At 59.5% G+C, this 26,994-nt stretch carries 23 protein-coding genes and 6 pseudogenes; 9 read left to right on the forward strand and 20 right to left on the reverse strand.

Annotated features, from left to right (window positions below):
- Positions 1 to 47: 47 nt before the first annotated feature.
- The 5 genes from ACN9MO_RS33610 to ACN9MO_RS33630 form a co-directional block, all read right to left on the reverse strand.
- Complete coding sequence (locus ACN9MO_RS33610; protein ID WP_112995989.1) at positions 48 to 398, reverse strand: hypothetical protein; 351 nt, start codon at positions 396 to 398, stop codon at positions 48 to 50.
- A 465-nt stretch (positions 399 to 863) separates the two neighbouring features.
- Positions 864 to 2,372 carry an arylsulfatase gene (locus tag ACN9MO_RS33615; RefSeq protein ID WP_425988756.1) on the reverse strand — a complete coding sequence of 503 codons (1,509 nt, stop codon included), beginning with the start codon at positions 2,370 to 2,372 and terminating at the stop codon, positions 864 to 866.
- 160 nt (positions 2,373 to 2,532) lie between these two features.
- Positions 2,533 to 2,949 carry a response regulator transcription factor gene (locus tag ACN9MO_RS33620; RefSeq protein ID WP_057252247.1) on the reverse strand — a complete coding sequence of 139 codons (417 nt, stop codon included), beginning with the start codon at positions 2,947 to 2,949 and terminating at the stop codon, positions 2,533 to 2,535.
- A gap of 78 nt (positions 2,950 to 3,027) precedes the next feature.
- Complete coding sequence (locus ACN9MO_RS33625) at positions 3,028 to 3,669, reverse strand: response regulator transcription factor (RefSeq protein ID WP_112997375.1); 642 nt, start codon at positions 3,667 to 3,669, stop codon at positions 3,028 to 3,030.
- On the reverse strand, positions 3,666 to 5,549 hold the full coding sequence (locus ACN9MO_RS33630; protein ID WP_425988760.1) for a sensor histidine kinase: 1,884 nt from the start codon (positions 5,547 to 5,549) through the stop codon (positions 3,666 to 3,668). The genes ACN9MO_RS33625 and ACN9MO_RS33630 overlap by 4 nt, the downstream gene beginning before the upstream one ends.
- Positions 5,550 to 5,878: 329 nt before the next feature.
- On the opposite strand from ACN9MO_RS33630, the gene ACN9MO_RS33635 reads away from it, so the two are divergent.
- The 6 genes and pseudogenes from ACN9MO_RS33635 to ACN9MO_RS33660 all read left to right on the forward strand — a co-directional run.
- Positions 5,879 to 7,546 (forward strand): arylsulfatase, encoded by a 1,668-nt coding sequence (locus tag ACN9MO_RS33635; protein WP_057252244.1) that lies wholly within the window; start codon positions 5,879 to 5,881, stop codon positions 7,544 to 7,546.
- A 345-nt stretch (positions 7,547 to 7,891) separates the two neighbouring features.
- Positions 7,892 to 9,604 carry an arylsulfatase gene (locus tag ACN9MO_RS33640; RefSeq protein ID WP_425988763.1) on the forward strand — a complete coding sequence of 571 codons (1,713 nt, stop codon included), beginning with the start codon at positions 7,892 to 7,894 and terminating at the stop codon, positions 9,602 to 9,604.
- A gap of 163 nt (positions 9,605 to 9,767) precedes the next feature.
- Positions 9,768 to 10,799, forward strand: coding sequence for an HAD family hydrolase (locus tag ACN9MO_RS33645; RefSeq protein ID WP_425988765.1), 1,032 nt, complete (start codon positions 9,768 to 9,770; stop codon positions 10,797 to 10,799).
- Positions 10,800 to 10,915: 116 nt separating this feature from the next.
- Positions 10,916 to 11,695, forward strand: coding sequence for a hypothetical protein (locus ACN9MO_RS33650; protein ID WP_113738011.1), 780 nt, complete (start codon positions 10,916 to 10,918; stop codon positions 11,693 to 11,695).
- A gap of 49 nt (positions 11,696 to 11,744) precedes the next feature.
- Positions 11,745 to 12,275, forward strand: a complete 531-nt coding sequence (locus ACN9MO_RS33655) for a universal stress protein (RefSeq protein ID WP_218374231.1) — start codon at positions 11,745 to 11,747, stop codon at positions 12,273 to 12,275.
- A gap of 140 nt (positions 12,276 to 12,415) precedes the next feature.
- A pseudogene (locus ACN9MO_RS33660) lies at positions 12,416 to 13,019 on the forward strand (LysR family substrate-binding domain-containing protein); the annotation flags it as partial.
- A 402-nt stretch (positions 13,020 to 13,421) separates the two neighbouring features.
- Here ACN9MO_RS33660 and ACN9MO_RS33665 read toward each other — a convergent pair.
- From ACN9MO_RS33665 to ACN9MO_RS33695, 7 genes and pseudogenes are all read right to left on the reverse strand, one after another.
- Complete coding sequence (locus tag ACN9MO_RS33665; RefSeq protein WP_218374232.1) at positions 13,422 to 13,658, reverse strand: hypothetical protein; 237 nt, start codon at positions 13,656 to 13,658, stop codon at positions 13,422 to 13,424.
- Between the two features lie 508 nt (positions 13,659 to 14,166).
- Positions 14,167 to 14,753: pseudogene (locus ACN9MO_RS33670) on the reverse strand (ATP-binding protein); the annotation flags it as partial.
- A 28-nt stretch (positions 14,754 to 14,781) separates the two neighbouring features.
- On the reverse strand, positions 14,782 to 15,786 hold the full coding sequence (locus ACN9MO_RS33675) for an NADP-dependent oxidoreductase (RefSeq protein WP_425988770.1): 1,005 nt from the start codon (positions 15,784 to 15,786) through the stop codon (positions 14,782 to 14,784).
- 31 nt (positions 15,787 to 15,817) lie between these two features.
- On the reverse strand, positions 15,818 to 16,681 hold the full coding sequence (locus ACN9MO_RS33680; protein ID WP_218374234.1) for an alpha/beta fold hydrolase: 864 nt from the start codon (positions 16,679 to 16,681) through the stop codon (positions 15,818 to 15,820).
- A 49-nt stretch (positions 16,682 to 16,730) separates the two neighbouring features.
- On the reverse strand, positions 16,731 to 17,549 hold the full coding sequence (locus ACN9MO_RS33685; RefSeq protein ID WP_425988773.1) for an oxidoreductase: 819 nt from the start codon (positions 17,547 to 17,549) through the stop codon (positions 16,731 to 16,733).
- 188 nt (positions 17,550 to 17,737) lie between these two features.
- Positions 17,738 to 18,832, reverse strand: a complete 1,095-nt coding sequence (locus tag ACN9MO_RS33690; RefSeq protein WP_425988775.1) for an alkene reductase — start codon at positions 18,830 to 18,832, stop codon at positions 17,738 to 17,740.
- A gap of 55 nt (positions 18,833 to 18,887) precedes the next feature.
- Positions 18,888 to 19,676: an SDR family NAD(P)-dependent oxidoreductase gene (locus tag ACN9MO_RS33695; protein WP_218374236.1), complete on the reverse strand. Its 789-nt coding sequence runs from the start codon at positions 19,674 to 19,676 to the stop codon at positions 18,888 to 18,890.
- 111 nt (positions 19,677 to 19,787) lie between these two features.
- On the opposite strand from ACN9MO_RS33695, the gene ACN9MO_RS33700 reads away from it, so the two are divergent.
- Complete coding sequence (locus tag ACN9MO_RS33700; protein WP_057248443.1) at positions 19,788 to 20,336, forward strand: TetR/AcrR family transcriptional regulator; 549 nt, start codon at positions 19,788 to 19,790, stop codon at positions 20,334 to 20,336.
- Between the two features lie 349 nt (positions 20,337 to 20,685).
- On the opposite strand, the pseudogene ACN9MO_RS33705 reads toward ACN9MO_RS33700, so the two are convergent.
- The 4 genes and pseudogenes from ACN9MO_RS33705 to ACN9MO_RS33720 form a co-directional block, all read right to left on the reverse strand.
- A pseudogene (locus tag ACN9MO_RS33705) lies at positions 20,686 to 20,796 on the reverse strand (IS30 family transposase); the annotation flags it as partial.
- A 58-nt stretch (positions 20,797 to 20,854) separates the two neighbouring features.
- Positions 20,855 to 21,448 carry an OmpA family protein gene (locus tag ACN9MO_RS33710; RefSeq protein ID WP_057248441.1) on the reverse strand — a complete coding sequence of 198 codons (594 nt, stop codon included), beginning with the start codon at positions 21,446 to 21,448 and terminating at the stop codon, positions 20,855 to 20,857.
- A complete protein-coding gene (locus ACN9MO_RS33715; protein WP_244495529.1) occupies positions 21,445 to 21,948 on the reverse strand; it encodes a hypothetical protein in 504 nt (167 codons plus the stop codon). The genes ACN9MO_RS33710 and ACN9MO_RS33715 overlap by 4 nt, the downstream gene beginning before the upstream one ends.
- A gap of 38 nt (positions 21,949 to 21,986) precedes the next feature.
- On the reverse strand, positions 21,987 to 22,649 hold the full coding sequence (locus tag ACN9MO_RS33720; protein ID WP_162261273.1) for a TetR/AcrR family transcriptional regulator: 663 nt from the start codon (positions 22,647 to 22,649) through the stop codon (positions 21,987 to 21,989).
- A 145-nt stretch (positions 22,650 to 22,794) separates the two neighbouring features.
- On the opposite strand from ACN9MO_RS33720, the pseudogene ACN9MO_RS33725 reads away from it, so the two are divergent.
- Positions 22,795 to 23,522, forward strand: a pseudogene (locus ACN9MO_RS33725) (LysR family transcriptional regulator); the annotation flags it as partial.
- A 57-nt stretch (positions 23,523 to 23,579) separates the two neighbouring features.
- Here ACN9MO_RS33725 and ACN9MO_RS33730 read toward each other — a convergent pair.
- The 3 genes and pseudogenes from ACN9MO_RS33730 to ACN9MO_RS33740 all read right to left on the reverse strand — a co-directional run bounded on the left by ACN9MO_RS33730 (position 23,580) and on the right by ACN9MO_RS33740 (position 25,830).
- Positions 23,580 to 24,593 carry a methyltransferase gene (locus tag ACN9MO_RS33730; protein ID WP_113737996.1) on the reverse strand — a complete coding sequence of 338 codons (1,014 nt, stop codon included), beginning with the start codon at positions 24,591 to 24,593 and terminating at the stop codon, positions 23,580 to 23,582.
- A gap of 153 nt (positions 24,594 to 24,746) precedes the next feature.
- Entirely contained in the window at positions 24,747 to 25,037 is a 291-nt protein-coding gene (locus tag ACN9MO_RS33735) for a hypothetical protein (protein ID WP_425988782.1), read from the reverse strand.
- A gap of 303 nt (positions 25,038 to 25,340) precedes the next feature.
- A pseudogene (locus tag ACN9MO_RS33740) lies at positions 25,341 to 25,830 on the reverse strand (HIT family protein).
- A gap of 35 nt (positions 25,831 to 25,865) precedes the next feature.
- Here ACN9MO_RS33740 and ACN9MO_RS33745 point away from each other — a divergent pair.
- Positions 25,866 to 26,036: pseudogene (locus tag ACN9MO_RS33745) on the forward strand (Rrf2 family transcriptional regulator); the annotation flags it as partial.
- A 24-nt stretch (positions 26,037 to 26,060) separates the two neighbouring features.
- Here ACN9MO_RS33745 and ACN9MO_RS33750 read toward each other — a convergent pair.
- Complete coding sequence (locus ACN9MO_RS33750) at positions 26,061 to 26,972, reverse strand: LysR family transcriptional regulator (RefSeq protein ID WP_425988785.1); 912 nt, start codon at positions 26,970 to 26,972, stop codon at positions 26,061 to 26,063.
- Between the last annotated feature and the right edge of the window lie 22 nt (positions 26,973 to 26,994).

The following is a 26,994-nucleotide window of genomic DNA, read 5'->3' on the forward strand; positions in this document are numbered from 1 at the left end:
CGAATACCATCGGTGTTCCGCACCCCGCTTCACTGATCCCGGGAGGGTTAGCGAACGTAGATCGTCAGCCCGCCGTCAGTCGCCTGTTCAGCGCCGCCAATGTTGTCCATCTCGACGTTCTGCGCCTTCAGCTTTTCAGCCAAGGACTTGTTCGCTTTGACCGCCTCGAGCAGCGCCGCACGTTGTTCCGGCGTGGCATGCTCGACCCACATGCGCGTTTGGTTCTGCTCCGCAAGTGTGCTTACATCGACGACATTGATCTTGTCGCCGCTGTAGCTGCGTACAGTTTGCTCAATCTCTTTGGGCCAGTCCATTGCGGCACCCTGACCGTACACGATCCCAGTGAAGCTCAGGGCGGAGAGGCAGGCAAGCATAGAAAAAGTCGCAATGCGGTTCATTGTCATGCTCCTTCCTAGGTTTTGCGCTGGTGACCGGAGCGGCAACCAAGCGCGGCTGCTCAAACAACTCGTCGCAGCTGAGATTACGTGAAACTCCACTGAGCGATATTGTCCTTAGGGGAAGTCGTCGGCCGATGCACTTGCTCACCCGGGCCCTCGGTGGCGTTAGTTCGCGCATCCGCCGGAAAAGGGCTTCGAAGGCTGCGCCGGTCCCGTTGCTTTCAGAAGGTCGGAGTGAAAACATCGACAAGCCGGGAACCCACTGTCGTCAGTTGCCAGGCCGGGTTTTGAGATCGGCGTCTATCGTGTCGATCGTAGCAAGGCTTTAGTCTGGTGGCGGCAGTGCCGCCAGGTAACCGCAATAATATCGTTGCATGGTACGTATGGCCGCCGGGGTTGGCGCCGATTGCCGCGCTTGCGCCAGCCCTCGGACGGCACGTCGATTTTACTCCAGAGATGCTGACCTCAAAACTTTGTCATGTTCGCGGCCGGCGGGTTGGGCGATCGCACGAGGGTAGCCTTGTATTCCTCCACAGCCTTCAACAACGGCCCGAGGACCCAGTTATACATCTCGCCGATATTGTGCTCTTCGTGCGGATCCGACTCGATGTTGAACACCTTTGGGTAGCCATTCATCGGCGCAGCGCTTGATCCGACACCGCCCATCAAGATTGCACCGCCTGCGCCGCTGCGGCCAGGTGCTACGTCGGCAAAATAGGCCCGGAACTGTTTCCAGCGGACGGCGACCAGGTCGGAGCCGACGAAGGTCAGCAAATGCTCGCGATGTCCGCTGTCATTGTCGCCGAGCAGCAGGTCGCTCTGGTCGATCCCATCGAACGGCCGGTCGTCCGGCACCTTGCCGCCCGCAAGCTTCGCGAATGTCGGGAAGAAATCCATGATCGAGAACATCGCAGAGGAGGATCGCGGCTTGATCCGTTGCGGCCAGCGGATCACCGCGGCGGTGCGGATCGCGCCCTCGCTGACGTCGCCCAGCGCGCCACGATAGGGTCCTGTCGTTCCCATATCCGGCATGTCGGTGCCGAACCGGCTCGCACCGGGGCCGTCTGGTCCATTGTCGGAGGCGAAGACCACGATGGTGTCTTCCTCAATGCCAAGATCCTTCAATGCGTCGAGGATCGTGCCGACGATCGCGTCGCCCTCCATCAGGGAGTCGCCGAACTGGCCGATGCGGGAAGCTCCTTCGAAGCGCTTCGAGGGCAGGTTCGGAAAGTGCGTCCGGGAAATCGGCAGGTACAAGAAGAACGGCTTGCCGGCCGCCTTTTGGCGCCGCATGAAATCGACGCCGCGGTCCACCAGTTCCCAGTCGATCCCGCGACGCACTTCCTCGGTATAGGGCTTCACCAGCTTCACCGGCTCTCCCCGTTTGGCCTCGACGATGTGCGGCCCCTTGTCGAGCGGGACGTCGATGGACTTGGTCTGATGGCCCTGGCGGATCATCCCGAACGCGTCCCAGGTGTCACCAGGAGGGATTCCGTAAAACTCGTCGAAGCCCTGGTTCTGCGGCTGGCTATAGACCTGGGCGCCAAGATGCCACTTGCCGAAGATCGCCGTGGCGTAGCCGGCGTCGTGCAGCATTTCCGCCATGGTGATTTCCTTGTCCGGCAGCGAGAAAGGCGTGCCTGCGACCGCGACCAGCGATAGCCCGGAGCGGATGGAATAGCGACCTGTCATCAAAGCGGCGCGCGACGGCGTGCAGGATGGCTCGACCAGGAACTGCGTCAGCCGCAGGCCCTCTGCGGCGAGCTGGTCGATGCGCGGCGTCGGCGACCCGCGCAGCTCCCCGCCGCCGTAGACGCCGATGTCGCCGTAGCCGATGTTGTCGGCGAGAACGAACAGGATGTTTGGCGCCGATTGCTGCGCAAATGCGGTTTCGACAAGCAACGAAGGAGCAATGAGACAGGAGCCGATCGCCAATGCTTCGCGCATTCGCCGCCAAAATCTGAGCCATTTCATGCTGCGTCTCCACGTGTTGGCTATCAATCCGAAACGCCGCAACGTTAGCGTCTGATCGCCGCTCCTATTGCCTGCCGCGATGCACTCTCCGTTGCCCTCATGTCATGCGCCAAAATACAACCCCTGCCTATCGCCCCTTGGAGAAGCGGGTCCAACCTCTTCAATCGCCTGACGAAGCGGTCAATGCTCTGTTGACGGCGCTGATCAACAATTCGGCTGGGAACGGCTTGTGCAGATACGCCACGCAGCCCGACTTGACTGCCTCCAGTTCGAGGGCCTCATCCTCCACGGCGGTTATGAAGATGACCGAGAGATTGACACCGGAGGCCTTGAGGCGGTGCCAGAGCTCGACGCCGGACATGCCACCCAAGTGGATATCGAGCACCACACAGCCAATCCGGCTTGCATTGGCACGCCTGAGAAAGGCCTCCGCGGACGAATGTCCTTCGGTCGCAAAACCATTTGCGTTCAACAATCGTTCGACGCTCCTGCGCATGCTCGGATCGTCTTCGACGACAGCGACGGTGCGGGGTGGGCTTTCCAATTGACGCCTTTCTGGAGCCAATGCGAAAAGCATGACCAGCCCCGATCATGACGATATGACCGACGTCGAGGGCTGGCTATTGTCCTTTGGTGAAGCGGTCCGTTCTGTGAGCTACCGTCGCAGCGGATCCGCCGTGGCATCGACAAGCCCTAGTCTCTCGGCGATCGACACCGTCTCCGCCAGCGACCGCGCCCCCAGCTTTTCCATGACGTTGTGACGGTGTGCCTTGACCGTCCGTTCGGAGGTACCGAGCGCATAGGCAATCTGCTTGTTGAGCTTGCCCCGGACGATCAGGCCAAAAACTTCGAGTTCCCGCGGCGTCAGGTTCGCCAGACGCGCCCGGAGTCCATGAATGCGATCCTGCTCGCGACACCGTGTTTCGCATCGGTGCAACGCCCGCTCGACGGCCTCCAGCAGCGCCTCCCTCGGGGCCGGCTTCTCCAGGAAATCCTCAGCGCCAGCCTTCATCGCTCGAACGCTTGCCCTGATGTCGCCTTGCCCCGTCAGAAACACGATCGGTAGCAGCGGCGCTTTCTCGGCCAACCTATCCTGCAGCTCCAGCCCGCTTAGGCCAGGTAGACCAAGGTCGAGTAGGACGCAGCCATGTTCGCAGTCCGGAAATTGCGCGAGAAACTGATCGCCGGATTCATAGAGAGCCACGCGGAAACCGGACGCCCAAAGCAGCCTTCCAACTGCGGTGCGGAAGGATTGGTCATCATCGATGATATGAACGACGGGTTCCAATTGCTTCACCCACTTCGTGCGAGAGGTAGCACAATGCGGAAAACTGCTCCGCCTTCCGGGCGGTTGGCCGCCCAGATCTTGCCGCCGTAGGTCTCGACTATCGCTCGCGCGATGGAAAGCCCAAGCCCTGTCCCGGCGGGCTTTGTAGTATAGAACGGCTCGAAAACACTGGCGAGTTGTTCGTCGGGGATGCCGCTGCCCGTATCGGAAATCGACAGCTCCACCTTGGATTCCCTCGTCAGCGTTGTCTCAAGCATCAGCCTCCTTTCAGCCGTCACCACGTCCACCATTGCGTCCATCGCGTTGGTCGCGAGGTTGAGAATGACCTGCTGGACATGAACCTTGTCGGCTCGGACCGGCAGCTCCCGTGGGGCATGGTTGGAACTGACAACAACGCCTCTTCGCGCGGCCTCGCCGTGGAGGATCCTTATCGCGCTCGTCGTCACGTCATTGAGATCGAACTCCTGCCAATCGATCTCGCCGCGTTTCTTAAGCAGACCCCTCATCCGGGAAATGACGTCATGTGCGCGCTGATCGTCGTCCTGAATGTCAACAAGGATCTGCTCGATCAGCTTGAGATCGGGCCGCTCGGACTGAAGGATGACTGCCGCCGCCTCGGCATTGCTGCGGATGGCACCCAGCGGCTGGTTGAGTTCGTGGGCGATCGATGCGGAGAGCGCGCCGGCGGTCGCGGACTGGTTGAGATGAACCACTTCGAGGAGACGAAGGCGTGATTCGGTCTCCGCGGCCCGGCGGCGGCGGCGTTCGACAAGGAGTCCGAAGATGACGGTGCCCTGTGCCGTGATGACGGCAAGTGCGGTGACTGTGGCGAGCCAGTACTGTTCCCAGAAGGTCGGCTCTTTGAACGTCTGGATTGCGCCCGGAGGAAGGTTCTTCTGCGACAACCCCCAGCGTTGGAGCTGCCTCGCGTCTGCGACATAGGTTTGGGGGGACTCGCGACTGGAAACGGGCTTGCCAGCAATGGCATCCAGTGCGAGGTCGGCCACGGTCTTTCCCAGCGACTCGAACGTGACCACGCTGCCCCCGACGACACCGTAGTCGATATAAGTGAGATACGGACCGTAAATCGGGGCGTTGGCAGTCTCCGAAATCTGTTTGACCGCTTCGCGCGGAACGAAATTGCGGCCGTCGCGATCCTTGAAGATCGTTAGCGCCAGGACGATGCTGTCACTTGGAAATTCGGCGGCCCGCCTGGTGAACTCGTCGATCGTCAAGTCCTCCAGATAGGTCGTCTCGTAATCCCTGGAGAAAGCCGCAAGATCGGCCCGCGCTGTGGCGAGCCACGAACGGTCGAATTCTGATGAGCCCCCGATAATGAAGAGATGACGCGCCGCCGGCTGGAGTCCGCGCGCCATCTCCGCAGTCTTGACGATGTGAAACTCGCTGAAGGCTCCGACCACATCGCTGGGCAGGCCCATTTCTTCGGCGGTGGATCTGCTGAAGCCGGCGACGATTATCCTTGCACCGTCCGCAAGGTTCTTGCGGTTCGCAGAGATGAACCGCGCCGATTCTTCGCCGAGCGCAATCACCACATCAGGGCGACGATCCGCATACTTGGCCGAAAGATATCCGGACATTCGGCCGACGTGCTCCGACTCCGGAAATCTCGAAAGATCGAGAAATTCGGAGAAGAGATCGATCCTTCCTTTGGTCGCGTCGAGCAGACGCGTCCTCACGGCCTCTCCGGCCGCGGTCGTCGCGGCTATTCGTTCGTCATATGGGTAGAGAATGAGAACACGTGGATCCCGGCCCACGATCTCCTTAGACGCGGATGGCACCGCAGCAATCGATACAAGAAATATGCAGCAGAGAGCCGCTCGCCACCCGAGCCGGCGCGATCGTGTCTTCCAATTGCGCACCAAGCCCATCCCTTGCCCCGAGAAGCTCATCGACAAATAGCAAAGCCGCGTCGCCCTTACAACTCACCCAATGGAGTCAAGAAGATCACAATCTGTAATGGTTGCCCCAAGGTACAATATCGCTGCGGCTCGCCGTTCGGTAGGGTGCTCGCCACGAGTGTCGTTCGTAACCCGCACGGAGGCTCGGGGTGGATGCCGTTCCGATCGAAAGGCGTCAGAATTTCGATATTGCTCCAGTTGTTTCGATTGATTTTGAGTGAGTAAGCGCACCGCGGCGTTTGTCTCCGTGCGCCTGGGTGAAGCACCGTTCGACCGGAGATCTCAACGGAGGACTCGAAATGAAGCGTAGGATCATCTGCGGTGTTGGAGCATTGGCTGCTTCAACCGTTCTCTGGTGTACCGCATTCCCCCTGCAAGCCCAGGAAGCACAAACGAAGCCCAACATTCTCTTCATCGTCTCCGACGACACGGGCTATGGCGATCTGGGTCCCTATGGCGGCGGCGAAGGTCGCGGCATGCCAACTCCTAGCATTGACCGATTGGCCGACGAAGGCATGACGTTTTTTTCCTTCTATGCCCAGCCAAGTTGCACGCCTGGCCGCGCAGCCATGCAGACCGGGCGCATTCCGAACCGCAGCGGGATGACCACCGTGGCCTTCCAGGGCCAGGGTGGTGGTCTGCCGGCAGCCGAATGGACGCTTGCGTCCGTTCTAAAGCGAGGCGGCTACCAAACCTATTTCACCGGCAAATGGCATCTTGGCGAGGCAGACTATGCGATGCCCACCGCACAGGGCTACGACGAAATGAAATATGTCGGCCTTTACCACCTCAACGCCTACACCTATGCCGATCCGACCTGGTTCCCGGACATGGATCCGGAACTCAGGGCCATGTTCCAGAAGGTGACCAAAGGAGCGCTGTCCGGCAAAGCCGGCGGGCCGGTGACCGAGGACTTCAAGATCAACGGCCAGTACGTCGACACGCCGGTGATCGACGGCAAGGAGGGCGTTGTCGGCATCCCCTATTTCGACGGTTATGTCGAAAAGGCGGCACTCGAATTCCTTGATGCGGCTGCCAAGAAGCCCGATCAACCGTTCTTCATCAACGTGAATTTCATGAAGGTGCACCAGCCGAACCTTCCTGCTCCCGAGTTCCAGCACAAGTCCCTATCGAAGAGCAAATATGCGGACTCAGTCGTGGAACTCGACACGCACATCGGCAGGATCATGGACAAGCTCCGTGAAACCGGTCTCGACAGTAACACCCTGGTCTTTTACACGACGGACAACGGAGCCTGGCAGGACGTTTATCCGGATGCCGGATATACGCCGTTCCGCGGCAGCAAGGGCACTTTGCGCGAGGGCGGCAATCGCGTTCCCGCGATCGCCGTGTGGCCCGGCAAAATCAAGCCGCGGGCAAAGAATCACGACATCGTCGGCGGCCTCGATCTTATGGCGACATTCGCCGCAATTGGCGGGGTGCCGCTGCCCGATAAGGACCGGGAAGACAAGCCAATCATCTTCGACAGCTATGACATGTCGCCGATCCTTCTTGGCAACGGCAAGTCTGCGCGCAAATCATGGTTCTACTTTACCGAGAACGAGCTCTCCCCCGGAGCGATTCGCGTCAACAACTACAAGTTCGCGTTCAACATCCGTGGCGATGACGGAGCCTCGACCGGTGGGCTGGCCGTCGACTCGAACCTCGGCTGGAAGGGCGCGGAGAAATATGTCGCCACCGTGCCTCAGGTGTTTGACCTGTGGCAGGACCCGCAGGAGCGCTACGACATTTTCATGAATAACTTTACCGAGCGGACCTGGATGGGCGTGGTCATGGGTGAAGAATTGAAGAAGATCATGGCCACCTACGTGGAATACCCTCCGCGCAAGCTGCAAAGCTTTGGATACACAGGTCCGCTCACGCTTTCGAACTATGAGCGCTTCCAGTGGGTTCGCGAGGAGCTTGCAAAGGGAGGCGTGAACATTCCCTTGCCGACCGGCAATTGACCTTCGCGCGGCGGCCCTGGGCAAACTGGGGCCGCCACTTTCGTCCTGTCGGCGGATTCCAGAACGCGCAGGCAGCGAGACGAGTGGCGTTCGCATAGGCAGCGATTACGTGAACTGGGCGTAATTCCAATTTCAACGGATAGCAGACGCGAATGCTCCGGCGTCCTTCCGGCGCATCCGTCAATACAAGGTTTTAAACGCGCACGCCGAATTTCGATGGGTTGCCCTCTCATGCGTCCGGAGTGCCTTTTTTGCCCCCCCCTTAACGCGCGGCCCCCCAGCGCGAAGGCCACCGCAACGGATATCTTCCGAACGGAAGATGTGTATTCACCGGAGGAGCTGAAAATGATCCGCAAAAACCTTAGTTACAGTCTCGGTGCGTTGACGACTGTGGCGTTTCTCTGGGGCGCGATCGCCCCGGCGCAAGCTCAGGAGACGAGAAAGCCGAACATCCTGTTCATCATGGGCGACGACATCGGCTGGATGCAGCCGAGCATCTATCATCAAGGCATTGCGGTGGGAGAAACGCCCAACATTGACCGCATCGGCAATGAGGGTGCGAAGTTCATGACGTACTACGCCGAGCAGAGCTGCACGGCCGGACGCACTGCCTTCCTCACCGGCATGCAGCCGGTGCGCGTCGGCATGGTCCTACCGGAAATTCCCGGAAGCCCGTCCTACTTGCGGACCGGCACGCCTTCGCTCGCCAAGTTCCTATTCGATCTCGGCTACAACACCGGCGAGTTTGGCAAGAACCATCTCGGAGATCACACTGAATCCCTGCCGACCGCGCACGGCTTCCAGGAGTTCTGGGGGTATCTGTATCACCTCGACGCCATGCAGGGAGTAAGCTTCCCTGATATCAACAGGACACCGACCGAGCAGACACTCGCGCCGCCTTGCAAGAACACGCCGATCCCAGGACTTGCAGAGGATCCCGCGGCCGTTGATCCCAAGACGACAACTTGCCTGACGCCACCGCGTCCGATGCTCGCGTGCACATCGTCCGACGGGACTGCGGCGAACCAAAGCTGCAAGGATCAGGGCCCGCTGACGCTGGAGCGATCGAAGACCGTGGACGAGGAGATCTCGGCCAAGGTTATCGACTTCCTCGACCGCAACGATCCCGAGAAGACGAAGAAGCCGTTCTTTGTCTGGTACAACCCGGCCCGTATGCACATCACGACCGTGCTCCCGGACAAGTACCTGGCCATGGTCGGCGAGCCTGGCGGCAAGGACTGGGGCGTCAACGAAGCCGGCATGAAGCAGATGGACGACAACATCGGCTACGTGCTGAAAAAGCTTGAGGAGATGGGTGAGCTCGACAATACCATCATCGTCTTCACCACCGATAACGGCGCCGAGACGATCACCTTCCCCGACGGCGGCACCACCCCCTTCAAGGGCGGCAAGCTGTCCACCTGGGAAGGCGGCATGCGCGCGCCGCTGGTTGTACGCTGGCCCGGGCATATCGAGCCCAGAACGGTGAAGAACGAGATGTTCGCCGCTCTCGACTGGCTGCCCACCTTGGTCGACATTGCCGGCGGCCCCAAGGGCAACGAGCTGAAGGCGCGGATCGAGAAGGGCGAGTATCCTGGCATCGCCAAGACCACGCTCGACGGGGTCAACCAGCGCGACTACCTGGAAGGCAAGTCGGAAAAATCCGCGCGCGACCACTTCTTGTACTACTCCGGTAAGGAGCCGTCGGCAGTGCGATACAAGAACTGGAAGATGTACTTCGCGATGGTGTCGGACGACCCGGCTGGCTTTATCACGGGCGTGGTCCCCTACGCCTGGACGCAGGTCGTCAACATCAAGCGCGATCCTTTCGAGACTTCGGTAGGACAACAGTTGAAGACGCTCTTCGGTACGGGCGGAGCCATCGCATCACCGTCCACCGCCTACGTCTACGATTGGAACATGCTACCCATCGGGCAGCAGTTGTGGCTGAAGCACCTCCAGACCTACGTCGACTTCCCGCCGATGCAGGACCCGGCAAGCTACAATCTGGAGCAGGTCATGCAGCAGGTCCGGGAAATGAAGACCGGTCACGACTGACGCGCCAATGGGCGTACGACATGGCGGGGCGGCCCAGGACGGCCGCCTGCCAACCGGACGCGCTGCGGATCGCTCTGTATTTTTCACGGGAAAGTAGCGGAACGACCCCCAAGGCGCTTGCCGTTACCGCGGCAACTGCTCGGCCAACAACAGGAGACACGACATGGGAGTGTTCCATCATTTCGAGCGCGGCCGTCGTCGACTGTTCGTAACGCTCGCGGCAATCTTGGTTCCGATCGCTGTCGCCTGCTCCGGCGATCCTTCACAGGCCCAGACCGATCCGCTGCCGTCATGGAACGACACCGCCCCGAAGGCGGCCATCGTCGCCTTTGTCGAGAAGGTGACGACAGAGAACACGCCCGACTTCGTCCCGGAGCCTGAGCGCATCGCCGTCTTCGACAATGACGGCACGCTGTGGGTGGAGCATCCGATGTATACCCAACTCGCCTTCGCGCTCGACCGTGTGAAGGCCGAGGCTCCGTCCCATCCGGAATGGAAGGACACGCAGCCGTTCAAGGCAGTGCTCGAAGGCGACATGAAGACCCTTGCCGCATCCGGCGAAAAGGGCCTCATCGAGCTCATCATGACAACCCATAGCGGAATGACCAGCGACGAGTTCCAGAAGGTCGTTTCCGATTGGCTTGCCACCGCACGCGATCCGCACTTCAAGCGTCCCTACACCGAGCTCGTCTACCAGCCGATGCTTGAACTGCTGGCCTATCTGCGCGCCAACGGCTTCAAGACCTTCATCGTATCCGGCGGCGGCATCGAGTTCATGCGGCCGTGGTCGGAACAGGTCTATGGCGTCCCGCCCGAGCAGGTCGTAGGCTCGTCGATCAAAACCCAGTTCGACATGCGTGACGGGATGCCGACCCTGTTTCGCCTGCCGCAGGTCAACTTCATCGATGACAAGAGCGGCAAGCCGGTCGGCATCAACGAGCATATCGGCCGCCGCCCGATCGCCGCCTTCGGCAATTCCGACGGCGACCTGGAAATGCTGCAATGGACGACAATGACGGGTGGGAGCGTCCGTTTCGCCATGCTCATTCATCACACCGATGCCGAACGTGAATACGCCTACGATCGCGACACGGAATTCGGCCGCCTCGACGAGGCGCTCGATGCAGCGGCGATAAACAAATGGACCGTGGTCGACATGAAGGCAGATTGGAAAGAGATCTTTCCGAAGAAGTAGACTGCGTTGCGTGCATCGTGTGCGACACTGCTTGTGCAGTCAATGTCCATCCACGTTCGTGAGGCCATCAGGACAGGCGGCCCTGCCGCTTATCCCAAACTCGAAGGACATCCACGATGAAAATCAATCATGTCGCCGGCTTGATAGCCGTTGTCGGAGGCCTGGCACTGGCAGCAACTGCTGCACTCGCCCAGGATTCCACGAAGAAGCAGCATGTGCCGCTGGGCAAGGCGATCGGAACGGTCGCGCCCACCGGTCCGGTGCCGTCACTTGCGGTCATCAATTCGGATGGCGCCAAGATCGATGGTGACAAATTGGTTCTGACTGGTGTGTCGGCAAATTCGATCGTCTTTGCCGATCGACCGGTGCGGGCCGCCGGACATGTAACCACCGAACAGTTCATCATGCAGTGGGATGAGGGCAAGGACAACTTCGCTGTCGACCCTCCAAACGCAACGGTGTCGGTGCTGGGAGGTGGCGGCTCGGACGTCAGTGACGTCGTGGTCACTCTGAAATCTCCAAAACTGGAAGGTACTACGCTCACATTCGATATTGCCGTTCTCGAAGGAAGTCTGAGTGGTGCGGCCGGACCCGCTGCGGTTTTCATTGATCATTTCGCCGGTGGTTTTGGCGGCGGTGATTTTGGCGGAGGTGGCTTCCGCGGTGGGGACTTTGGTGCCGGCGGGTTTCATGGAAGCTATGCGCGTGTCGGGGACGCCAGTTTCGCCCATGTCGGAGGTGCCTATTGGCACGCACCCGTCTATCACGGGGCTTGGTATCGCGGCGCTCCGGTTGCCGCGGGGGTGGTGGCTGGTGCCGCCGTCGGCGCTGCAGCAGCCAATCCGTATTACTACCCGCCGCAATGCGGCTACTATCCGTACCCGCCTTGCTACTAACCTGGCAGGTTGTTGTAGTCAGCACGAACACAGCCGCCACGAACAAAAAATGGAAAGCTCGGCTGATTGGGTTCTCTCAGTTGCTTTTCTGCCCGATGCTTTGGTCACGCTGCCGGGTGCAGCGAGACCTTTGTTCCAGAACGATACGGAGCGCCTCATACCTACCGATGGCTCACCGCTCGCGACGCTGGCCGTGGATGCCGCCATCACGTTCGCAAAGGAAGTGGGCGCGAAAATCACCATCTTTATGGTGACGGAGCCTTTTCACCTCGTTTCTCTGGATGCGGAGCAAATCAGCAACACCCGGGCGCAATATGAGGCGCTTTCCGAAGTGCATGCTTCAGAGACGCTTCGCGCCGCTCGGACCAGGGCCGAAGCGGCCGGCGTTCGCTGCGTGACCGATCAAACCAGCGCGCGCGAGGTTTACCTCGAGATCATCAGAAAAGCGCAGGATATCGGCGCCGATCTGATCGTCATGGCTTCGCATGGCCGCGGCGGTGTCGGCGCCTTGATCATCGGCAGCGTCGCCGCCAAGGTTCTTACGCATTCGACCATCCCCGTCCTGATATACAGGAAATAGCGGCGGCTCCGGATCCTTCATGATCCCTGTGCACGAAGCGGAGGACTTCGCCCTCGCCGTCCATCAGAAGCTGCTCCTCGAGGTGAGCGGCCGCACCCCGGTGTCGCACCTGCGGCCGACCGCAGCGACGATCCCCTATGGCCCAGGTGGCGCGCTCGGTGGCCGGCAAGGCGGCGCGAGCGATCAAGATCGGAACTGTCTATCCCGCGACGACGGGTGTGCTGCAGGCATTCCTGGCGCGCATCGGCCGGAAGTTTCCCGCTGTAGCGGCTCCACCAGCGACATCATTCGCTCGATCGAGAACGGCCAGATCAATCTCGGCTTCATCCGTCCGATCGAAAACATCGGCTCCTTGCGCTTCTTCTCGATCGCGCACGAGCGCTATCTGCTTGCGGTGGAAAAGACGAGCCCGCTGGCCCTTCGCAGCGAGATCGACATCGCTATTTCTCGGAGATGTTCGAGACACCTTGTCTAACCGGCAACATCGCCGATAACTGTGACGATACTTTTTCGCTGGTCTCTCTGGTCTCGGCCGGCTTGGGGATCGGCTTTGCCCGGAATGGACGAAGGATCTTCTGAACCGCACCTTCGAGCTCCGTCCAGTCCGTGGCGTCGATCCGAAGATCGGGCTTAGTGTCGCCTGGAATAAACAGGACTCGACAGCGTCCCGAGACAACATCATCGACAGCCCAGTCGCTGGCGCGGTCGGGACGGTGCGGGCTCCGGCGATTGGCGCGGCCTTGATGGGTGCTTGTCTCCGACTGGGTGGCGGATTGAACGCCGCCACTGCGGTCGGTCAATATTTTGGTCGCGGACCTGAAGCTCGTCTTATGCCAGAAACTCGACGCGCCGACTGATCCGCGCTGTCGAGTGCAAGCGCCTCGGCTTTCTGCGAAGCATGCCTTCTCCGCTTCTGTCGCGCAGTGGCAATCTATTGTCCGGCGTAGGTCAATGCCAATCGCCGACACTTGTCGCGCGCGGCCGAACGGCGCAAATGCTTGCGGGACCGACTGATCCGTTGCATCGAGGTTTCCCGGCTCGACGTTGTTCGAAGCTGTGGCGCAACGCCGCCATTTCCGCCAGCGCCTCGACGCGGAGTAGTTTGGTGCGCCTTATCGGCTACGGACCATCGGCATGGGTCTTTGGCTAAGTCGGCGGCCGGTTTTCAGCGGCGCCTGCAGTCTTTTGAAGCCGTTGCTGGGTAGCCTTATGCTTAAAGAGATAGGCGTTCGTGGGTTGGCGCTTGTCGCTAGCATAATGTTGGTTAGCACCAATCCCTGCGTAGTAATCTCCGTCGCATTCTTGTGCAAATGAAGAAAGGGGAGCGGCAATTGCTATGGAGGAGATGATCCCCGCGAACAAAATTCTACGTTTCTCATACATTAATCCCTCCTACGTTGGCGACAGCGCTTCTGATGCGTCCGTTCCGACACCGTAGCCGCTCTTTGGGGCAGCCCGGTTCCGAAAGCTTGCGCAACCTAAAGGTGCATAGCAGCAAGCCGCTCACGCGTTCACGAACCATGAATAGTGCGAGCATAAACAGGCAATTTCGAGACGCGTGTTGGGGAGCGACCTCGGGAGATCTTCGCGGCGGATTAATCGGTATCGGTCGCAGGTGAGGTCGAAGCCGGCGACCGCAAACGGGGCTGACAGTCTAGCGAACGTTGCCAAAATGCAAGTTCCAAAGAGTGCCGTTTCGGCGCTGAAGCTGGGTGAGTGAGCGAAAGAATGGCTCTGGAAAACAGATGCTTGGTTGATATCGTCGCAAAACACCCTGTTGCGCCTCCAAAACAGGCTGCTTGTTGCTTTCCAACGACAATTGTGGCCGCCCCATCTTGGCGCTGCTCTTGGGCGCGTTGCCGTTCTGGGATTAGCTTACGGAAGCGCCCGAGCGTTGGGCCGCCACTTGCACTCGATCGTGACCCTCGACCAGTTCGGGCGCCGGGCGACCATGAGACAGCAGCACTCATAAATCTTATCGTAACCGCTGCCTTCCCGCTCCATCAGCCAGAGATCGTGGAAAAGTCGAGCTAAATACTCGTTGCGGCGCACGGTGGTGTGCAGCACGTTCTGTGCGGTGACGCCGAGAGAAAGCAACCCCGGATTCACGACCTCCAGTCGATCCGGGTGCAAGTTCAGGAATATGTCGCTTCGTTGCGTACAGGGCCGGTGAACTAGGGCATTGACCAACAGTTCGCGCACCACCACTTCGTCAAACGCCGGCGCATTCTGACGAAAGTGTCCGTCGGGCAGTTCGTAGGACTCTTTGAAATCAGGTACCTCCTGCCAAATCGCCTCAATAACCTCCATGGGATTCAGAAGGTGGTCATCCCAGACCAGTATGTTCACCTTTTGCCCATGTTCGTCGTATTTGATGAACTGAACCACTGGGGCAGTTGTCAACTGCGCTCGTAGAAACTTGTTGTCTCACACAAATATGCCGAGATTGGTGAGAAGAGGCCCCTGCGCCACAGCGAAATCCCATAACCGGCAGCAGGCCATAGACCTACCTCTTGAAGGTGACCACGACCTTTCCCTTGGCGCGTCCGGTCTCGACATAGGCCAAGGCCTGCGCCGTTTGAGCAAAGGGAAACACCTTGTCCACGACCGAACGGATCACACCGGAGTCGATCAGCTTGGCGATCTGGGCCAACTGCTGTCCTTCTGCGCGCATGAACAGGAAGGAATACTCGACGCCTCGGCTTTTCGCCTTCTTCAGAACGCCCCGGCTCAGCATCCGCACTACAAAGCGCAGGAACAGGCTCAGCCCCAGAGATCTAGCAAAGGGAACATCCGGAGGGCCGGAGATTGAGATCATCTTTCCACCCGGTTTCAGCACGTTCAGCGACTTTGCCAGCGTCTTGGCATCCTGGCTATTCAGCACCAGATCATAGCCAGACAGCACCTGTTCGAAATCCTGCGTCTTGTAGTCGATCACCACATCAGCGCCGAGGCTTTTGACCAGGTCAATATTCGCCGCACTGGTCGTGGTGGCCACAGTGGCGCCAAGATGCTTGGCAAGCTGGATGGCAAAGGTCCCAACCCCGCCGGAACCGGCCTGAATGAACACTTTCTGGCCGGGCTTGACCTTGCCCACCTCGACCAACGCCTGCCAGGCGGTCAGTCCGACCAGCGGGATCGATGCGGCTTGCTCCATGGAAAGGCTCGCAGGTTTCAGCGCCACGTCGGCGGCATCAACCGCAATGAACTCTGCAAATGTGCCAGCCCGGTGATCGCGCGGACGGGCGTAAACCTCATCCCCCGCTTTGAATTGCCGCACATTCACGCCGACGCTTACAACCGTTCCCGCCAGATCGTGGCCTAGAATGAAGGGCGGACGATACGGCAGGAACAGCTTGAATTCGCCGTCCCGCACCTTAGAATCCAGAAGGTTGACCGCGGTGGCCTGAATACGCACCAGAACATCGTCCGCGCCCATCCGGGGATCGGGCATGTCGGCCAGACGCAACGTGCCCTTCTTCTTGTATTTGTCGACGACGAAGGCTTTCACGGGCTTTCTCCAGTGTGAAACTTTTGTCAGGTCAGGCAGCCAAAAAAGCCAAGGCTTTCGGTGCAAACTTAGCGTGGTATTGGAAGATCCCGCCGTGGCCAGCGTCTTCGTAGATCACCAGTTCAGCATCTGGAATGCGCCGGGCCATGTCGCGACTGTTGAATGTGGGCACCATGATGTCATTATCGCCATTGGCCACAAGAACAGGAATACGGATCCGGCCCAGATCCTGCGGCGCCTGGCGGCCCCAGGCCTGAATAGCGGAAAGCTGGCGCAGGAAGGCACGGGGTGTCGGACCTTTGTCGCGATCCAGCTTGGGCTCTTTCAGACGCGCCAAAAAGTCATTGGCTGCGCGGCGACCATTGGGGGTCGAGGTGAAGAACAGATAGGTTTTCGGGTCGCGCAGCGTTAGCAGGCCCTTGATGATCAGTGGCCAGGACACTGCCCCCACCCTTGCAATTCCGGTTCCACCGGCCGGGCCAGTGCCGGTCAAGATCAGCTTGCGTACCAGACCGGGGGCTTTCAGTGCGATATCCTGTGCGACGAAGCCGCCCAGCGAAAAGCCCATCAGATCAACCGTGCCAAATCCCAGCTTGCCGATCATCTCCATCGCGTCGCGGGCCATTTCATCTATGGTCACCGGAGCCGATCCGCTGGAAAGGCCGATCCCCCGATAGTCTACCGCGATCACGTGATGTGCGGCTGCCAGCGCGTCGACAATTCGCGGGTCGAAATTGTCCAGCACCGCTCCCCAGTGATTTAGCAACACCAGTGGGACCCCGCCGCGCGGACCAAGCTCCCGATAGGCAAATCGGATTTTCCCGACGGTGATGAAGCGGTTGGGGGCGTCGCTGTAGCGCTGTGCTGATGTCGTCGCTTTGGATGCGTTTATCATGGTGGTCCTGCCTTGCCCGCGAGCGAGCCGATGATTGGAGCTTGCGATCTCAGGCGATGTTGAATTGCTTGCGCAAGATACGGTCGAACAGCGCGCGTGGTAGAAAACGCCGGGCAAAAGAGGTTTGGCGGGCAGCCTTGCCTGAGGGGTAGCGGAGCCGCGGCACCTTGGCCTGCGCCGCCGTAAGAATCGTAGCCGCAACATCGTCCGCCGTGTCACCGCCGGCCATGGCATCGAACGCCGCGCGGTATCGGTCCAATGTCTGGCCGTAGGCCGCAACCGGCCGATCGCCTTGCGGCGAGTTGGCCTCAATCGAGGTCTTCGTCGCCCAAGGCTCGATCACAGCGACGCGGATGCCGAACGGCCGTACCTCGTGGTCCAGCGATTCCGAATAGCCCTCGATGGCGTGCTTGCTGGCGTAATAGGCGCGGAAAGGACCTGGAATCAAACCCATGACCGAGCCTATGTTCAGGATCCTGCCGCAGCCCTGTTGGCGCATGATAGGGAGAACCGCGTTCGTGACCCGAACCACGCCCAGAAAGTTGGTGTCAAACAGCGAGCGAACTTGCTCCACCGAACTTTCCTCGGCCGCACCGGGCACGGCGTAGCCGGCATTGTTGACCAGAAGGTCGATACGGCCAAGTTCTTGATGTGCCAGCGCCACAGCAGCCGAGACGGACGTATCAGACGTCACATCACAAGCGATCATCCGGATGCCTTCGCGTATCTCGTCCGGCGCCGCCTTCCGGCTAGTGCCGATCACTCGGTAGCCTGCCCGGGCCAGCAATAAAGCGGCCGCCCTGCCAATGCCACTGGACGCCCCGGTCACAAACGCGGTCTTATGTCCTTTTGATTCAAACGTAGCCATAGCTTTTTCTCTATCTGGCTCGCGAAATCTTGCCGCAAGCCTTAAGGTTGTCGGAGCTTAATCATGATGGCCATCATGATATATTTTAGATGACGTACATCATCATTAATCTCAAGCAGGATATCCGGGAGATGAAGCCAAAACCCCTGGTACGCTCGGGGTCGCACCGAAGTACGGCCCCAAGCCTTTCACTTTCCTGATGCCTCGGCGAAGCTGGGATAATCGGTATAGCCCGCCGCGCCACCGCCATAGAGCGTGGCGGGAATCATCTGCGCCAGCGGCGCGCCGCTTTGCAGACGTTCCACGAGATCCGGATTGGCGATGAACGGGCGTCCGAAGGCGAACAGATCCGCCTTGTCATTGGCAAGATGCGACGTCGCGAGTTCGAGGTCATATCCATTGTTGGCGATGTAAGTCTTGCTGAAGCGGCGGCGTAGCGAGCCAAAATCAAATGGTGCGACGTCGCGTGGTCCGCCGGTGGCGCCTTCGACGACGTGGATGTAAGCGATGTTAAGCGCGTCGAGTTGATCGACGATGTAGTCGAACTGAGCCTGGGGATCACTGCACGAAATGCCATTGGCGGGCGAGACCGGCGAGATCCGGATTCCTGTGCGCGCAGCGCCGATTTCCTCGACGACTGCAGCCGTGACTTCCAGCATGAGGCGGGCGCGGTTTTCTACGGAGCCGCCATATTTGTCTGTCCGAACATTCGAGCCGTCTTTGGCGAACTGGTCGAGTAGATAGCCATTAGCGCCGTGAACCTCGACACCATCGAAACCGGCCTTGATGGCGTTGGCTGCTGCCTGACGGAAATCGGTCACGATTCCAGCGAGTTCATCGAGCTCAAGGGCACGGGGTTGCGAAACGTCGACGAAGGCATTGTTGACGAAGGTCTTGGTGTCTGCCCGAAGTGCCGAGGGCGCGACCGGTTGAGCACCGTTGGGCTGAAGGTCGACGTGGCTGATGCGGCCGACATGCCAGAGCTGAAGAAGGATGTGCCCACCCTCCTCGTGTACGGCAGCAGTGACTTTGCGCCAACCGTCGATCTGCGCCGGGGTATAGACGCCGGGTGTGTCCTGGTAGCCCTGCCCCTGCTGCGAGATCTGGGTAGCCTCGGAAATGATCAGCCCGGCAGAAGCGCGCTGGCGGTAATACTCTGCGGTAATGTCCCCCGGCACAAAGCCCGGACCGGCGCGGTTGCGTGTCAGGGGCGCCATGACGATCCGATTGGAAAGGGTCATGGAGCCGAGAGCGTAGGGCTCGAAAAGCGTGTTGTTGGTCATGATCTACCTATGGTGTCACCGCTGCAGCGGTATTGATCAGTTGAATGCGTAGGATTCAGGTGCGCGTACGGTAACGTTCGGCAGGAAGTGCGTTGCCGAAATTGGCGAACATGGTCTTGCGCGCGGCTTCAAAGGCCTCCCACTGACCGGCTTCGTGAAGCGGCGGGATGGTCACCGGCTCGCGACGGTCGAAACCGACCAGCGCCGCATCGACCAGGTCGCCCACCTCCATGACATTGTTCATGGCGTTGACGTCGGCGCCGACGTGCTCCCAAATCTCGGTTCGGGTCGTGGCGGGAAGCACCGCCTGGACGTAAACGCCCTTCGGTCCAAGTTCGAGGCCGAGCCCCTGAGACAGGAATAGGGCGAAGGCCTTGGTCGCGCCGTAAACCGTCATCCCGAGCTCCGGCGCCAAACCCACCACTGAACCGATATTGACGATCGCCCCCTCACCGGCATTGGCAAGCCGCGGGGCAATGGCGCCGGCAAGGCGAACAAGTGCCGTCGTATTGAGCGCAACGAGTCTGGTCGTGTCGTCGGTGCTCTGCTCGACGAAGGTTCCACCGATGGCCGTTCCGGCATTGTTGACGAGGATGCCGATGCGAGCATCGTCGCGCAGCCGTGTCTCGACCTTGGCCAGATCAGTGGTTTGCGTCAGGTCAGCCTGGAGGATGTCGACCGTCACACCGGTTTCCTGACGCAGACGGCTTGCCACCGCCTCCATTCGCGCTGCGTCGCGGGCGACCAGCACGAGGTCGTGCCCTCGCCGCGCAAACCGATCGGCATAGATTGCGCCAATGCCGGTCGAGGCGCCGGTAATGAGAACTGCAGGAATTTGGCTCATCGGATTGCTCTTTTCTGTAATTGAAACTATATTCATGATCACCATCATGATTGCCAATAAATATGATGGCCATCATGTAAATGTCAACGACGGCTTCGGAGAATTTTGAAAATGAAGGTCAGCCGAGAACAGATGGCGGAGAACCGACGCCGGATCCTGGACGTCGCCAGCCGGTTGTTTAAGGACAAGGGGTTCGATGCCGTGAGCGTAGCGGAAGTCATGAAGGCAGCCGGCCTGACCCATGGCGGCTTCTATGGCCATTTCAACTCGAAGGACGACCTTGTCGCGCAGACGCTTGCGCATTCCCTTGCTGCGGATAGCGCAGGAGACGGCGACTTCAGCGCATTCGTCCGCTCCTATCTGGCACCTCGTCACCGTGACAATCCGGCCAATGGCTGCCCCACCGCAGGTCTGGCCGCAGCCATTCGCCACCAGACACCTGCAGCGCAGGCCGCCATGACAGAGGGTCTTCGCACGCAGATCGCCCGTATCGAGAAGGCACTGCCGGAGCGGGGTTCGGACGACAAGCGCCGCGCAGCGATCGGAAGCTGGGCAGCAATGGTGGGGGCAGTCATCCTCGCGCGGGCAATCGATGATCACGAGCTTTCCGACGAGATCCTGGAGCAGACGCGCGCCTGGATCGATACCCGTGTCAGCTAGATCGCGAGGAACAGAGTGTGCGGACCAAGAGCACCTAGCTCCGCCCAGTCAACGATTGGCTCTCTAGAGCCTTGAAAGAATCTGGACCGACGACCCGTCAAATCAATGTTTCGCTCTCTGACAGACCATCCTAGGCAAAGTGGGAACTTAACCTAGTGGAAACGATGGATTTTGGAGTAGCAGACCGTCTCCTTTCAGGAAGTGTGAGAACTCGACCCAACGGCGGAAATGGGGCGCAATGCTGTTCACAGACTTAAGCGTGGACGTCGCCTTAGGGGCTTGTTGCTGTGATGTTCACGTATGGGAGATCCTAACTGAAGTGCAACATGCCGGTTTTCAGGGTAGGGGTTCAGCCTCCCTCTTGCAAATGTGCCCGAAACACTTCGGCCGGCGTTCTGTAGTTGAGGCACTTTCTCGGCTGGTCGTTGAGATGGCGAGCAAGCTGGATGAGGTTGCGTTGATCGCGGCGGATCCTACAAGTTTTCACCGCGACGTGGCCAGTGATGGTCGTCATGACATCATTTGATGTCCTGAAACACGAACTCGACGCGTCGGTTCAATGCGCGTCCTTCCGGATTGTCCAGCCCATCTCCATCCTCGTTGGGTGCAACGGGATGGTCGGCTCCCACGCCGGCGACCGCCAGCCTTGTCTTGCCGACACCGTGGGCCTCCAGCCACGCTGCTACCGCTTTGGCCCTACGCTCGGAGAGAACCTGGTTGTAGGCGACTGTCCCTTTGGAATCCGTATGCCCCTCGACTAAGGTTCTGCCGCCCGGCGTGGAAGCGATGAGGCGCGCGATCTCCTGCAATGTCGGCTCGGCGGCGGGTCTTATATCTGTCGCGTCAAAATCGAATAGCACGTCACCCAACATCGAAACCCTGATGGCCTTGCCTTCCCGTCGTGCCGTCAGGCCGTTGCGGTTGGAGACGAGGCTATCGACTCTGGCCAACAGTGCTGAAACCGAGCCCTTTGTTTCGGACCCGAGGCCCTTCAAGCTCAGGACGGTCGCCTTGAGGCCTCTGACTTCACGCTGGTAATTCGACGCATGAGCGTTCACGTGTCCGACCGACACAATGATCGCAAGGCCGACTATTGTCACAAACCTGCTCATTGCTGTTTGTCCGCAATAGGAATTGCATCGATCGTCTCTACACCGCGAATAGTCAAAGATACTTCCGTAATGTCTTTCGGCGGCGCAGGAAACCGTCCGTACCAGGTCCCGGACACCGGGGAATCCTTTGTGTTTCGAATGGAAAGCTGCGGGCTTGCCAGCGGTGTATCCTGGCTATCTCTCAGTAGGAGATATTTCTTGTCACCCGCAAGGACATAGAAGTTGTTCTCATAGTCTTGATCGGAAATTTGGGCGTAGATAGATTCCATCTTATCCGGCACGATCGGGGCAAAACGAATCTTGATCGTAAGGATATCACCGTCGCGAATAGCGTCGGTGACTTGCGCTTCCGCAGCACCGCTATCGGTTATCCCGGTTGCCAATGGCGGTTTGGATGTAGCCAATGCCTGCGATTGAGCTGTGTTGACGGCGCCAACCCCACCGATCGCCAAAGCGAAGCAAGTGACGGCGATACGCAAACCGGATTTATTTAAACGCATGCGCAATTCCCTCCTTTCAGAAATGGGTGTGAATGAGGCTATGGATGGATCATGATCGGGCTTACGGAGACGGTTCCTTCCCGGTCACACATCTCTGCTTCCAGAACGGAAAAAAGCATTTCTTTTTGCCGTTCTAGGAACTGAGCATCTGGCGCGATTACGTTGTAAAATACACTTCCGCGCAGGGTGGAAAGCGTGAAATGCATGAGGTCGGAGCGCCTGCGTTTATCTGGAATCAGAGCCTTGAAGACCGTGCTCCAAAGCCTCTCGAGGGTCGCCTGCGACTGGATCCTGTGCTGCATGAGTAATGCATGGAGATGCACGTCCGCGCGCGTTCCCATCACAATTTCCCATATCGCCATATAGCGACGACCGGCATAAATGTCGCGCAGCAACTCAATGAAAGTCTTCCAATCAGACTCGGCGTTGTTGTCATTCGCGAATATCTCGAGCTGCGCGCGGACTGCCTCGAACTGATAATCGACGAGTGCAAGAATGAGGTCTTCCCGAGACGGAAAATGATGTTGTAGTGCACCAGAAGTCAGACCGGCTCTGCGTGTGATCTCGCCGGTTGTCGTGCGTGCATAGCCAAGCTCGATCAGCGCCGACATCATCCCCTCGAGCAGATCCGCCCTGGTTTTCTCGCGCCGCTCTTGCTGTGTTCTGCCTTGGGCGCGCACCGGCTTTGGGGCCACTTGCATGTCCGTCTCCTCTCCATATGCAACATAAAACATCATATCAATGATGTTTTATGTTGCAACCATTTTCGGCCGCCACAAGGTGGCGGCTTGATCGTGGAGGCAACAAGGCAGGTTTTCGAACGGGCACAGCCATCAGCCCTCCGGAGTGCCGCAGGAGAACTTCAACGATCTGGTCGCTTTCGTAGCGGTCGCGCGCGAGGAAAGCTTTACGCGGGCGGCAGTGAAGCTCGGAGTTTCGCAGTCCGCGCTCAGCCAGACAGTCCGGGGGCTTGAGGAACGCGCTTGGCCTGCGTCTGCTGACGCGAACGACGCGCCGCGTATCGCCGACGGTTGCGGGCGAACGTCTTCTCCAGACGGCGGGTCCGCGCTTTGAGGAAATCCAGGCGGAGCTTGCGGCGCTCAGCGAGATGCGTGACAAGCCCGCGGGGACGGTCAGGATCACGACGGGCGAGCACGCCGCGATCTCGGTCCTTACACCTGCTCTCGAGAAGTTTCTGCCCGACAATCCCGATGTAACGTCGAGATCACCGTCGACTACGGCCTGACCGGCATCGTTGCCGAGCGCTACGATGCGGGGGCCGACTCGGCGAGCAACTCGCCAAGGACATGATCGCGGTCAAGATCGGACGCGAGATGCGCATGGCTGTCGTCGACGCTCCGTCCTCTTTCCGCCAGCACCCTTGGCCGGAAGTCCCGGAGAACCTCACGGCCCACAACTGCATCCAGATCCGCATGCCGACCTACGGCAATATCCTGGCGTGGGAATTCGAAAAGGATGGGGTCGAGGGGAAGATGGTGTTCAACAACATCGCAATGCGTCTCGATGCGGTGAGACGCGGTCTCGGTCTTGCGCACATGCCCGATGACCTTGTGGCGATTGCGGTGTCAGCGCAAGGCAACCGATCTTGCGCCCCGGGTCTCGTTCTCCGCTCAGTCGGGCTTGAAGCCGATCACCATCGAGTCCGGCCCCAGCAACGGCTCGACGCGTGTGGACACGAAACCGGCGTCGCGCATCCAGGCCTGGCAGTCGGCGCCAGTGTAGTCGAAACCTCCACGGGTCTCGATCAGCATGTTCAGGCTCATCAGCAGGCCGAAGGCGTTGCTGCGGCGCTCGTCGTCGATGACAGCGTCGTAGACGATGACGGCCCCGCCTTTGGGCAGCGCGGCGAAGGCCTTTTCCAGCAGCATCCTCTTTTCGGCTAGATCCCAGTCATGCAGGATATGCCCCATCACGATCACATCCGCATTCGGCATCGGGCCGTCGAAGAAGTTGCCGCTTTGGAAGCGGACGCGGTCAGCGAGGCCCTGCCGGGCGATGAACTCGTCGAATATCGGCTGCACGGCGGGCAGGTCGAAGCCGATAGCCTGGAGATGCGGATGGGCTCGCGCAATCACCACCGGCACCATGCCCTGCGCCGCGCCCACATCGGCGAAGGTCGTATATTTCGACCAGTCGAACCTGGCGGCGATCGCCTGCGCCGCACCTGCGCTGATCCCGCTCATCGCTTCGAGGAACCCGCGCAGCCGTGCCGGCTCCGCATAGATCGCGGCGAAGAAGTCCTCGCTGTGCTTGGCTTCGTTCTGCGGCTCTCCGGAGTGCAGGGCTTCGGTCAGCGAGCCCCAGAAACCGTAGAGCCGGGCATTGGCCATTTCGAGGATGCCGCCGATATAGGACGGCTTCCCCTTGTCGAGGAAGAGGTCGGTATCCGGGGCATTGCGATAGCGGCCATCCTCGCGTTCGAGCAGCTTCAGGGCCACCAGGGTGTCGAGGAAGTCGCGGGCCGAGCGGGGATGCAGTTTCAGCCTGGCCTGCAGGTCCGGCAGGTCGGCCGGTCCGGCTGCGAGCTCGGTGAAGACGCCGAGCTCGACGGCGCTGAGCAAGGCTTTGGAGGCCCAAAACCCCATACCGAGCTGCATGATGTTGTCCGGCGTCGTTGCGCCCATCGCTCGTCTCCTCGTGGATCGGGTCGTCGAACTGCGCCTGGGATTGGTGCGGAAACCGAAGCGGTCCGGCGGCGCTGCGAAGCCGAGGACGTTCCGTCTCGTCGAGGACACCCTGCCAGGAAAATAGAGCGTTTCGCGATGGGCTGCAATTAATCAAGAATCACTAGCTAAGCCCACCCGAAAAGCGAGGTGAGTGATCTCAGGTGGTAGGCGGAATTGCTCGCGCAGTGTTGTGCTGATGATTTCCTCGGTCCCGCCCGCAAGCCGCTTGCGCCGGGTTTGGGTGGTGCGGGGCAGTAACGTCGTGATCGTCCACTCGACGCGATACCGGCCGAGCAGATTGTAAACCTGGCGGGTGGACAGGCGCAGCTCGGCCGCCGCTCGAGCAACGGCAGGCTGTCGTGGACCGAAGTGGTCGAGGATCTTGTCCAGCTCGCGCGCCATGCGTCGCGCCGTCGACCATTGCTCATCCGAAATCGCTCGAGCAGCCGGTGAGGTTCGATTGTGCAATCGCTTTGGCAAAGTAGGCGTTTCGCTGAAATCGTTAGCGGAAAATTAGGTCGCGCCTATCGGCTAAAGCTTACTAGCATATGACATTTTGCCGTTTGAAGTGACGAAGTAAAACCCACATTTGGCGGCAGTGCCGATTTTGTATCCGACCACATGGCAATGTGGCTCCGATCGGAGGCAGCACGGGGTCGGTTTCGGTAGGGGGCGAAATGAAATTGGTCGAGCGTTGGATGACTGCTAGGAAAATTGGATTGTCCGACGCAAGAGCTCAGTAGCTTCGGCAACAGAGGGCCCCTTGATCGGCGGGGGAGCAGCTCGTTCGCAGAACTCGCGCCAGACGAATAGCGTCAGTTCCGTTCCGTCAGTAGGGGTCTCTCCCGGCCCTTCCGCGAAAGTTTCTAGTAGCCGGTATCGGTCATCCTTCCAGAATAGCTCCTCAACCCACCCGTATATTGGGATGACATGGAAATGGATGGGGTACTCCGGCGCATGCCCGTAGCGGCCGATGTAAACCCGTTAATACACGCTTCAATGCATCTTGGACCTTTGCGAACAGCAAGCCAAGTGAGCATAACGCTTCGCTGGGGAGGTCGCTCAGGTCGTTGGTGAAAGTCTTCGAACTTATCATAAGGTAGCCGGGGAGCGACGAATTGATACGGTGGTTCACAGACCAACCTGTTGTCTCGCCAATGTGATACTGCTCTGGGACGTCGCGATTTTCAGGCATGCCTTTAGCCTGTCCGTCTTGCGAACGACACCCCGATGAGGCTCACCAAATATACCGACTACGCAATGCGATTGATGATCTATTTGGGATCACGGCCATCGGGGCTTAGCTCGATCCGGGAGATATCGGACACGTCCTCTGTCTCGCAAAACCATATGTTGAAGGTTGTTCAGGACCTTGCGAACGCTGAGTTCCTGGAGTCCGTGCGCGGTCGTCGACGAGACGTTGATTTATGCACCGGGCGATTGCCCATTCGCAAATTCGCGCGCAGCCTGAATGAACGCACTAAAGGCGGCCGGCGGGTTCTTTCTGCCAGGGTAATACAGCGCGAGCGGTGCCAAGGAAGGGGTCCAATCCTCGAGAACGCGCACCAGTCGACCGGCCGCAATGTCATCGCGCACATCCGCCTCCATGACGTATCCGAGCCCAACTCCATTTTGAGCCGCTATCCTGACAAGGCTTGACTCGTCGAGGGTTATTGAGCCCTGCACATCGATCTGGACAGCGTTCCCGCCCTTTTCAAATTTCCACCGAAACAAGGCGTTGTTGGGCAGACGCGCACGGATGCAGCGAAACCGATATAAGTCGGTTGGTACGGTTGGACTGCCATGAGTGCGCAGGAAGTCTGGTGATGCGACAACGGCATTACTGCGCTTCAAACCAAGCGAGACGGCGATCATGTCGCTCGGCACCAGATCGGCTGGCCTCAGGCCTAGGTCGAAGCCCGCCGCAACGATGTCGACGATCCGTCCCTCCGTGACCAGATCGATATGCACCTGAGGATAGCGCTGCATGAACGACAAGATGAGCGGTTCGATCACCTCCCGGGCTGCTGTCGCGAAGGCATTGATGCGCAATGTGCCTGTCGGAGTTTCCTGAAGCGATTGGACCGTAAGCATAGCATCGTGGATGTCCGTGATCGCCGGCCCAACCCGCTCGACAAAGGTCCTCCCCGCATCGGTGAGCGAAACACTTCGCGTCGTACGGTTGAACAGGCGAACGCCCAGGCGCTGCTCAAGCTTTGCGATGGCATTGCTAAGTGCTGTCGTGGACATGCCAAGCTCGAGCGCGGCTGCCCGAAACGACCCGAGGCGAGCAATGCTTAAAACGGCGTCCAGGTCGGCGAGTACAGATCGCGTCATTATCCCTCTTTTCGTAATTCCT

The sequence above is a fragment of the Ensifer sp. R-19 genome (assembly GCF_049905105.1).
GTDB lineage: Bacteria > Pseudomonadota > Alphaproteobacteria > Rhizobiales > Rhizobiaceae > Ensifer.

Bases quoted from the DNA above. Each gene is read 5' to 3' on its own strand.
- ACN9MO_RS33610 (WP_112995989.1), bottom strand. From the start codon at position 398: ATGAACCGCATTGCGACTTTTTCTATGCTTGCCTGCCTCTCCGCCCTG.
- ACN9MO_RS33615 (WP_425988756.1), bottom strand. From the start codon at position 2,372: ATGAAATGGCTCAGATTTTGGCGGCGAATGCGCGAAGCATTGGCGATC.
- ACN9MO_RS33620 (WP_057252247.1), bottom strand. From the start codon at position 2,949: ATGCTTTTCGCATTGGCTCCAGAAAGGCGTCAATTGGAAAGCCCACCC.
- ACN9MO_RS33630 (WP_425988760.1), bottom strand. From the start codon at position 5,549: ATGGGCTTGGTGCGCAATTGGAAGACACGATCGCGCCGGCTCGGGTGG.
- ACN9MO_RS33635 (WP_057252244.1), top strand. From the start codon at position 5,879: ATGAAGCGTAGGATCATCTGCGGTGTTGGAGCATTGGCTGCTTCAACC.
- ACN9MO_RS33640 (WP_425988763.1), top strand. From the start codon at position 7,892: ATGATCCGCAAAAACCTTAGTTACAGTCTCGGTGCGTTGACGACTGTG.
- ACN9MO_RS33645 (WP_425988765.1), top strand. From the start codon at position 9,768: ATGGGAGTGTTCCATCATTTCGAGCGCGGCCGTCGTCGACTGTTCGTA.
- ACN9MO_RS33650 (WP_113738011.1), top strand. From the start codon at position 10,916: ATGAAAATCAATCATGTCGCCGGCTTGATAGCCGTTGTCGGAGGCCTG.
- ACN9MO_RS33655 (WP_218374231.1), top strand. From the start codon at position 11,745: ATGGAAAGCTCGGCTGATTGGGTTCTCTCAGTTGCTTTTCTGCCCGAT.
- ACN9MO_RS33665 (WP_218374232.1), bottom strand. From the start codon at position 13,658: ATGTATGAGAAACGTAGAATTTTGTTCGCGGGGATCATCTCCTCCATA.
- ACN9MO_RS33680 (WP_218374234.1), bottom strand. From the start codon at position 16,681: ATGATAAACGCATCCAAAGCGACGACATCAGCACAGCGCTACAGCGAC.
- ACN9MO_RS33685 (WP_425988773.1), bottom strand. From the start codon at position 17,549: ATGGCTACGTTTGAATCAAAAGGACATAAGACCGCGTTTGTGACCGGG.
- ACN9MO_RS33690 (WP_425988775.1), bottom strand. From the start codon at position 18,832: ATGACCAACAACACGCTTTTCGAGCCCTACGCTCTCGGCTCCATGACC.
- ACN9MO_RS33695 (WP_218374236.1), bottom strand. From the start codon at position 19,676: ATGAGCCAAATTCCTGCAGTTCTCATTACCGGCGCCTCGACCGGCATT.
- ACN9MO_RS33700 (WP_057248443.1), top strand. From the start codon at position 19,788: ATGAAGGTCAGCCGAGAACAGATGGCGGAGAACCGACGCCGGATCCTG.
- ACN9MO_RS33710 (WP_057248441.1), bottom strand. From the start codon at position 21,448: ATGAGCAGGTTTGTGACAATAGTCGGCCTTGCGATCATTGTGTCGGTC.
- ACN9MO_RS33715 (WP_244495529.1), bottom strand. From the start codon at position 21,948: ATGCGTTTAAATAAATCCGGTTTGCGTATCGCCGTCACTTGCTTCGCT.
- ACN9MO_RS33720 (WP_162261273.1), bottom strand. From the start codon at position 22,649: ATGCAAGTGGCCCCAAAGCCGGTGCGCGCCCAAGGCAGAACACAGCAA.
- ACN9MO_RS33730 (WP_113737996.1), bottom strand. From the start codon at position 24,593: ATGGGCGCAACGACGCCGGACAACATCATGCAGCTCGGTATGGGGTTT.
- ACN9MO_RS33735 (WP_425988782.1), bottom strand. From the start codon at position 25,037: ATGGCGCGCGAGCTGGACAAGATCCTCGACCACTTCGGTCCACGACAG.
- ACN9MO_RS33750 (WP_425988785.1), bottom strand. From the start codon at position 26,972: ATGACGCGATCTGTACTCGCCGACCTGGACGCCGTTTTAAGCATTGCT.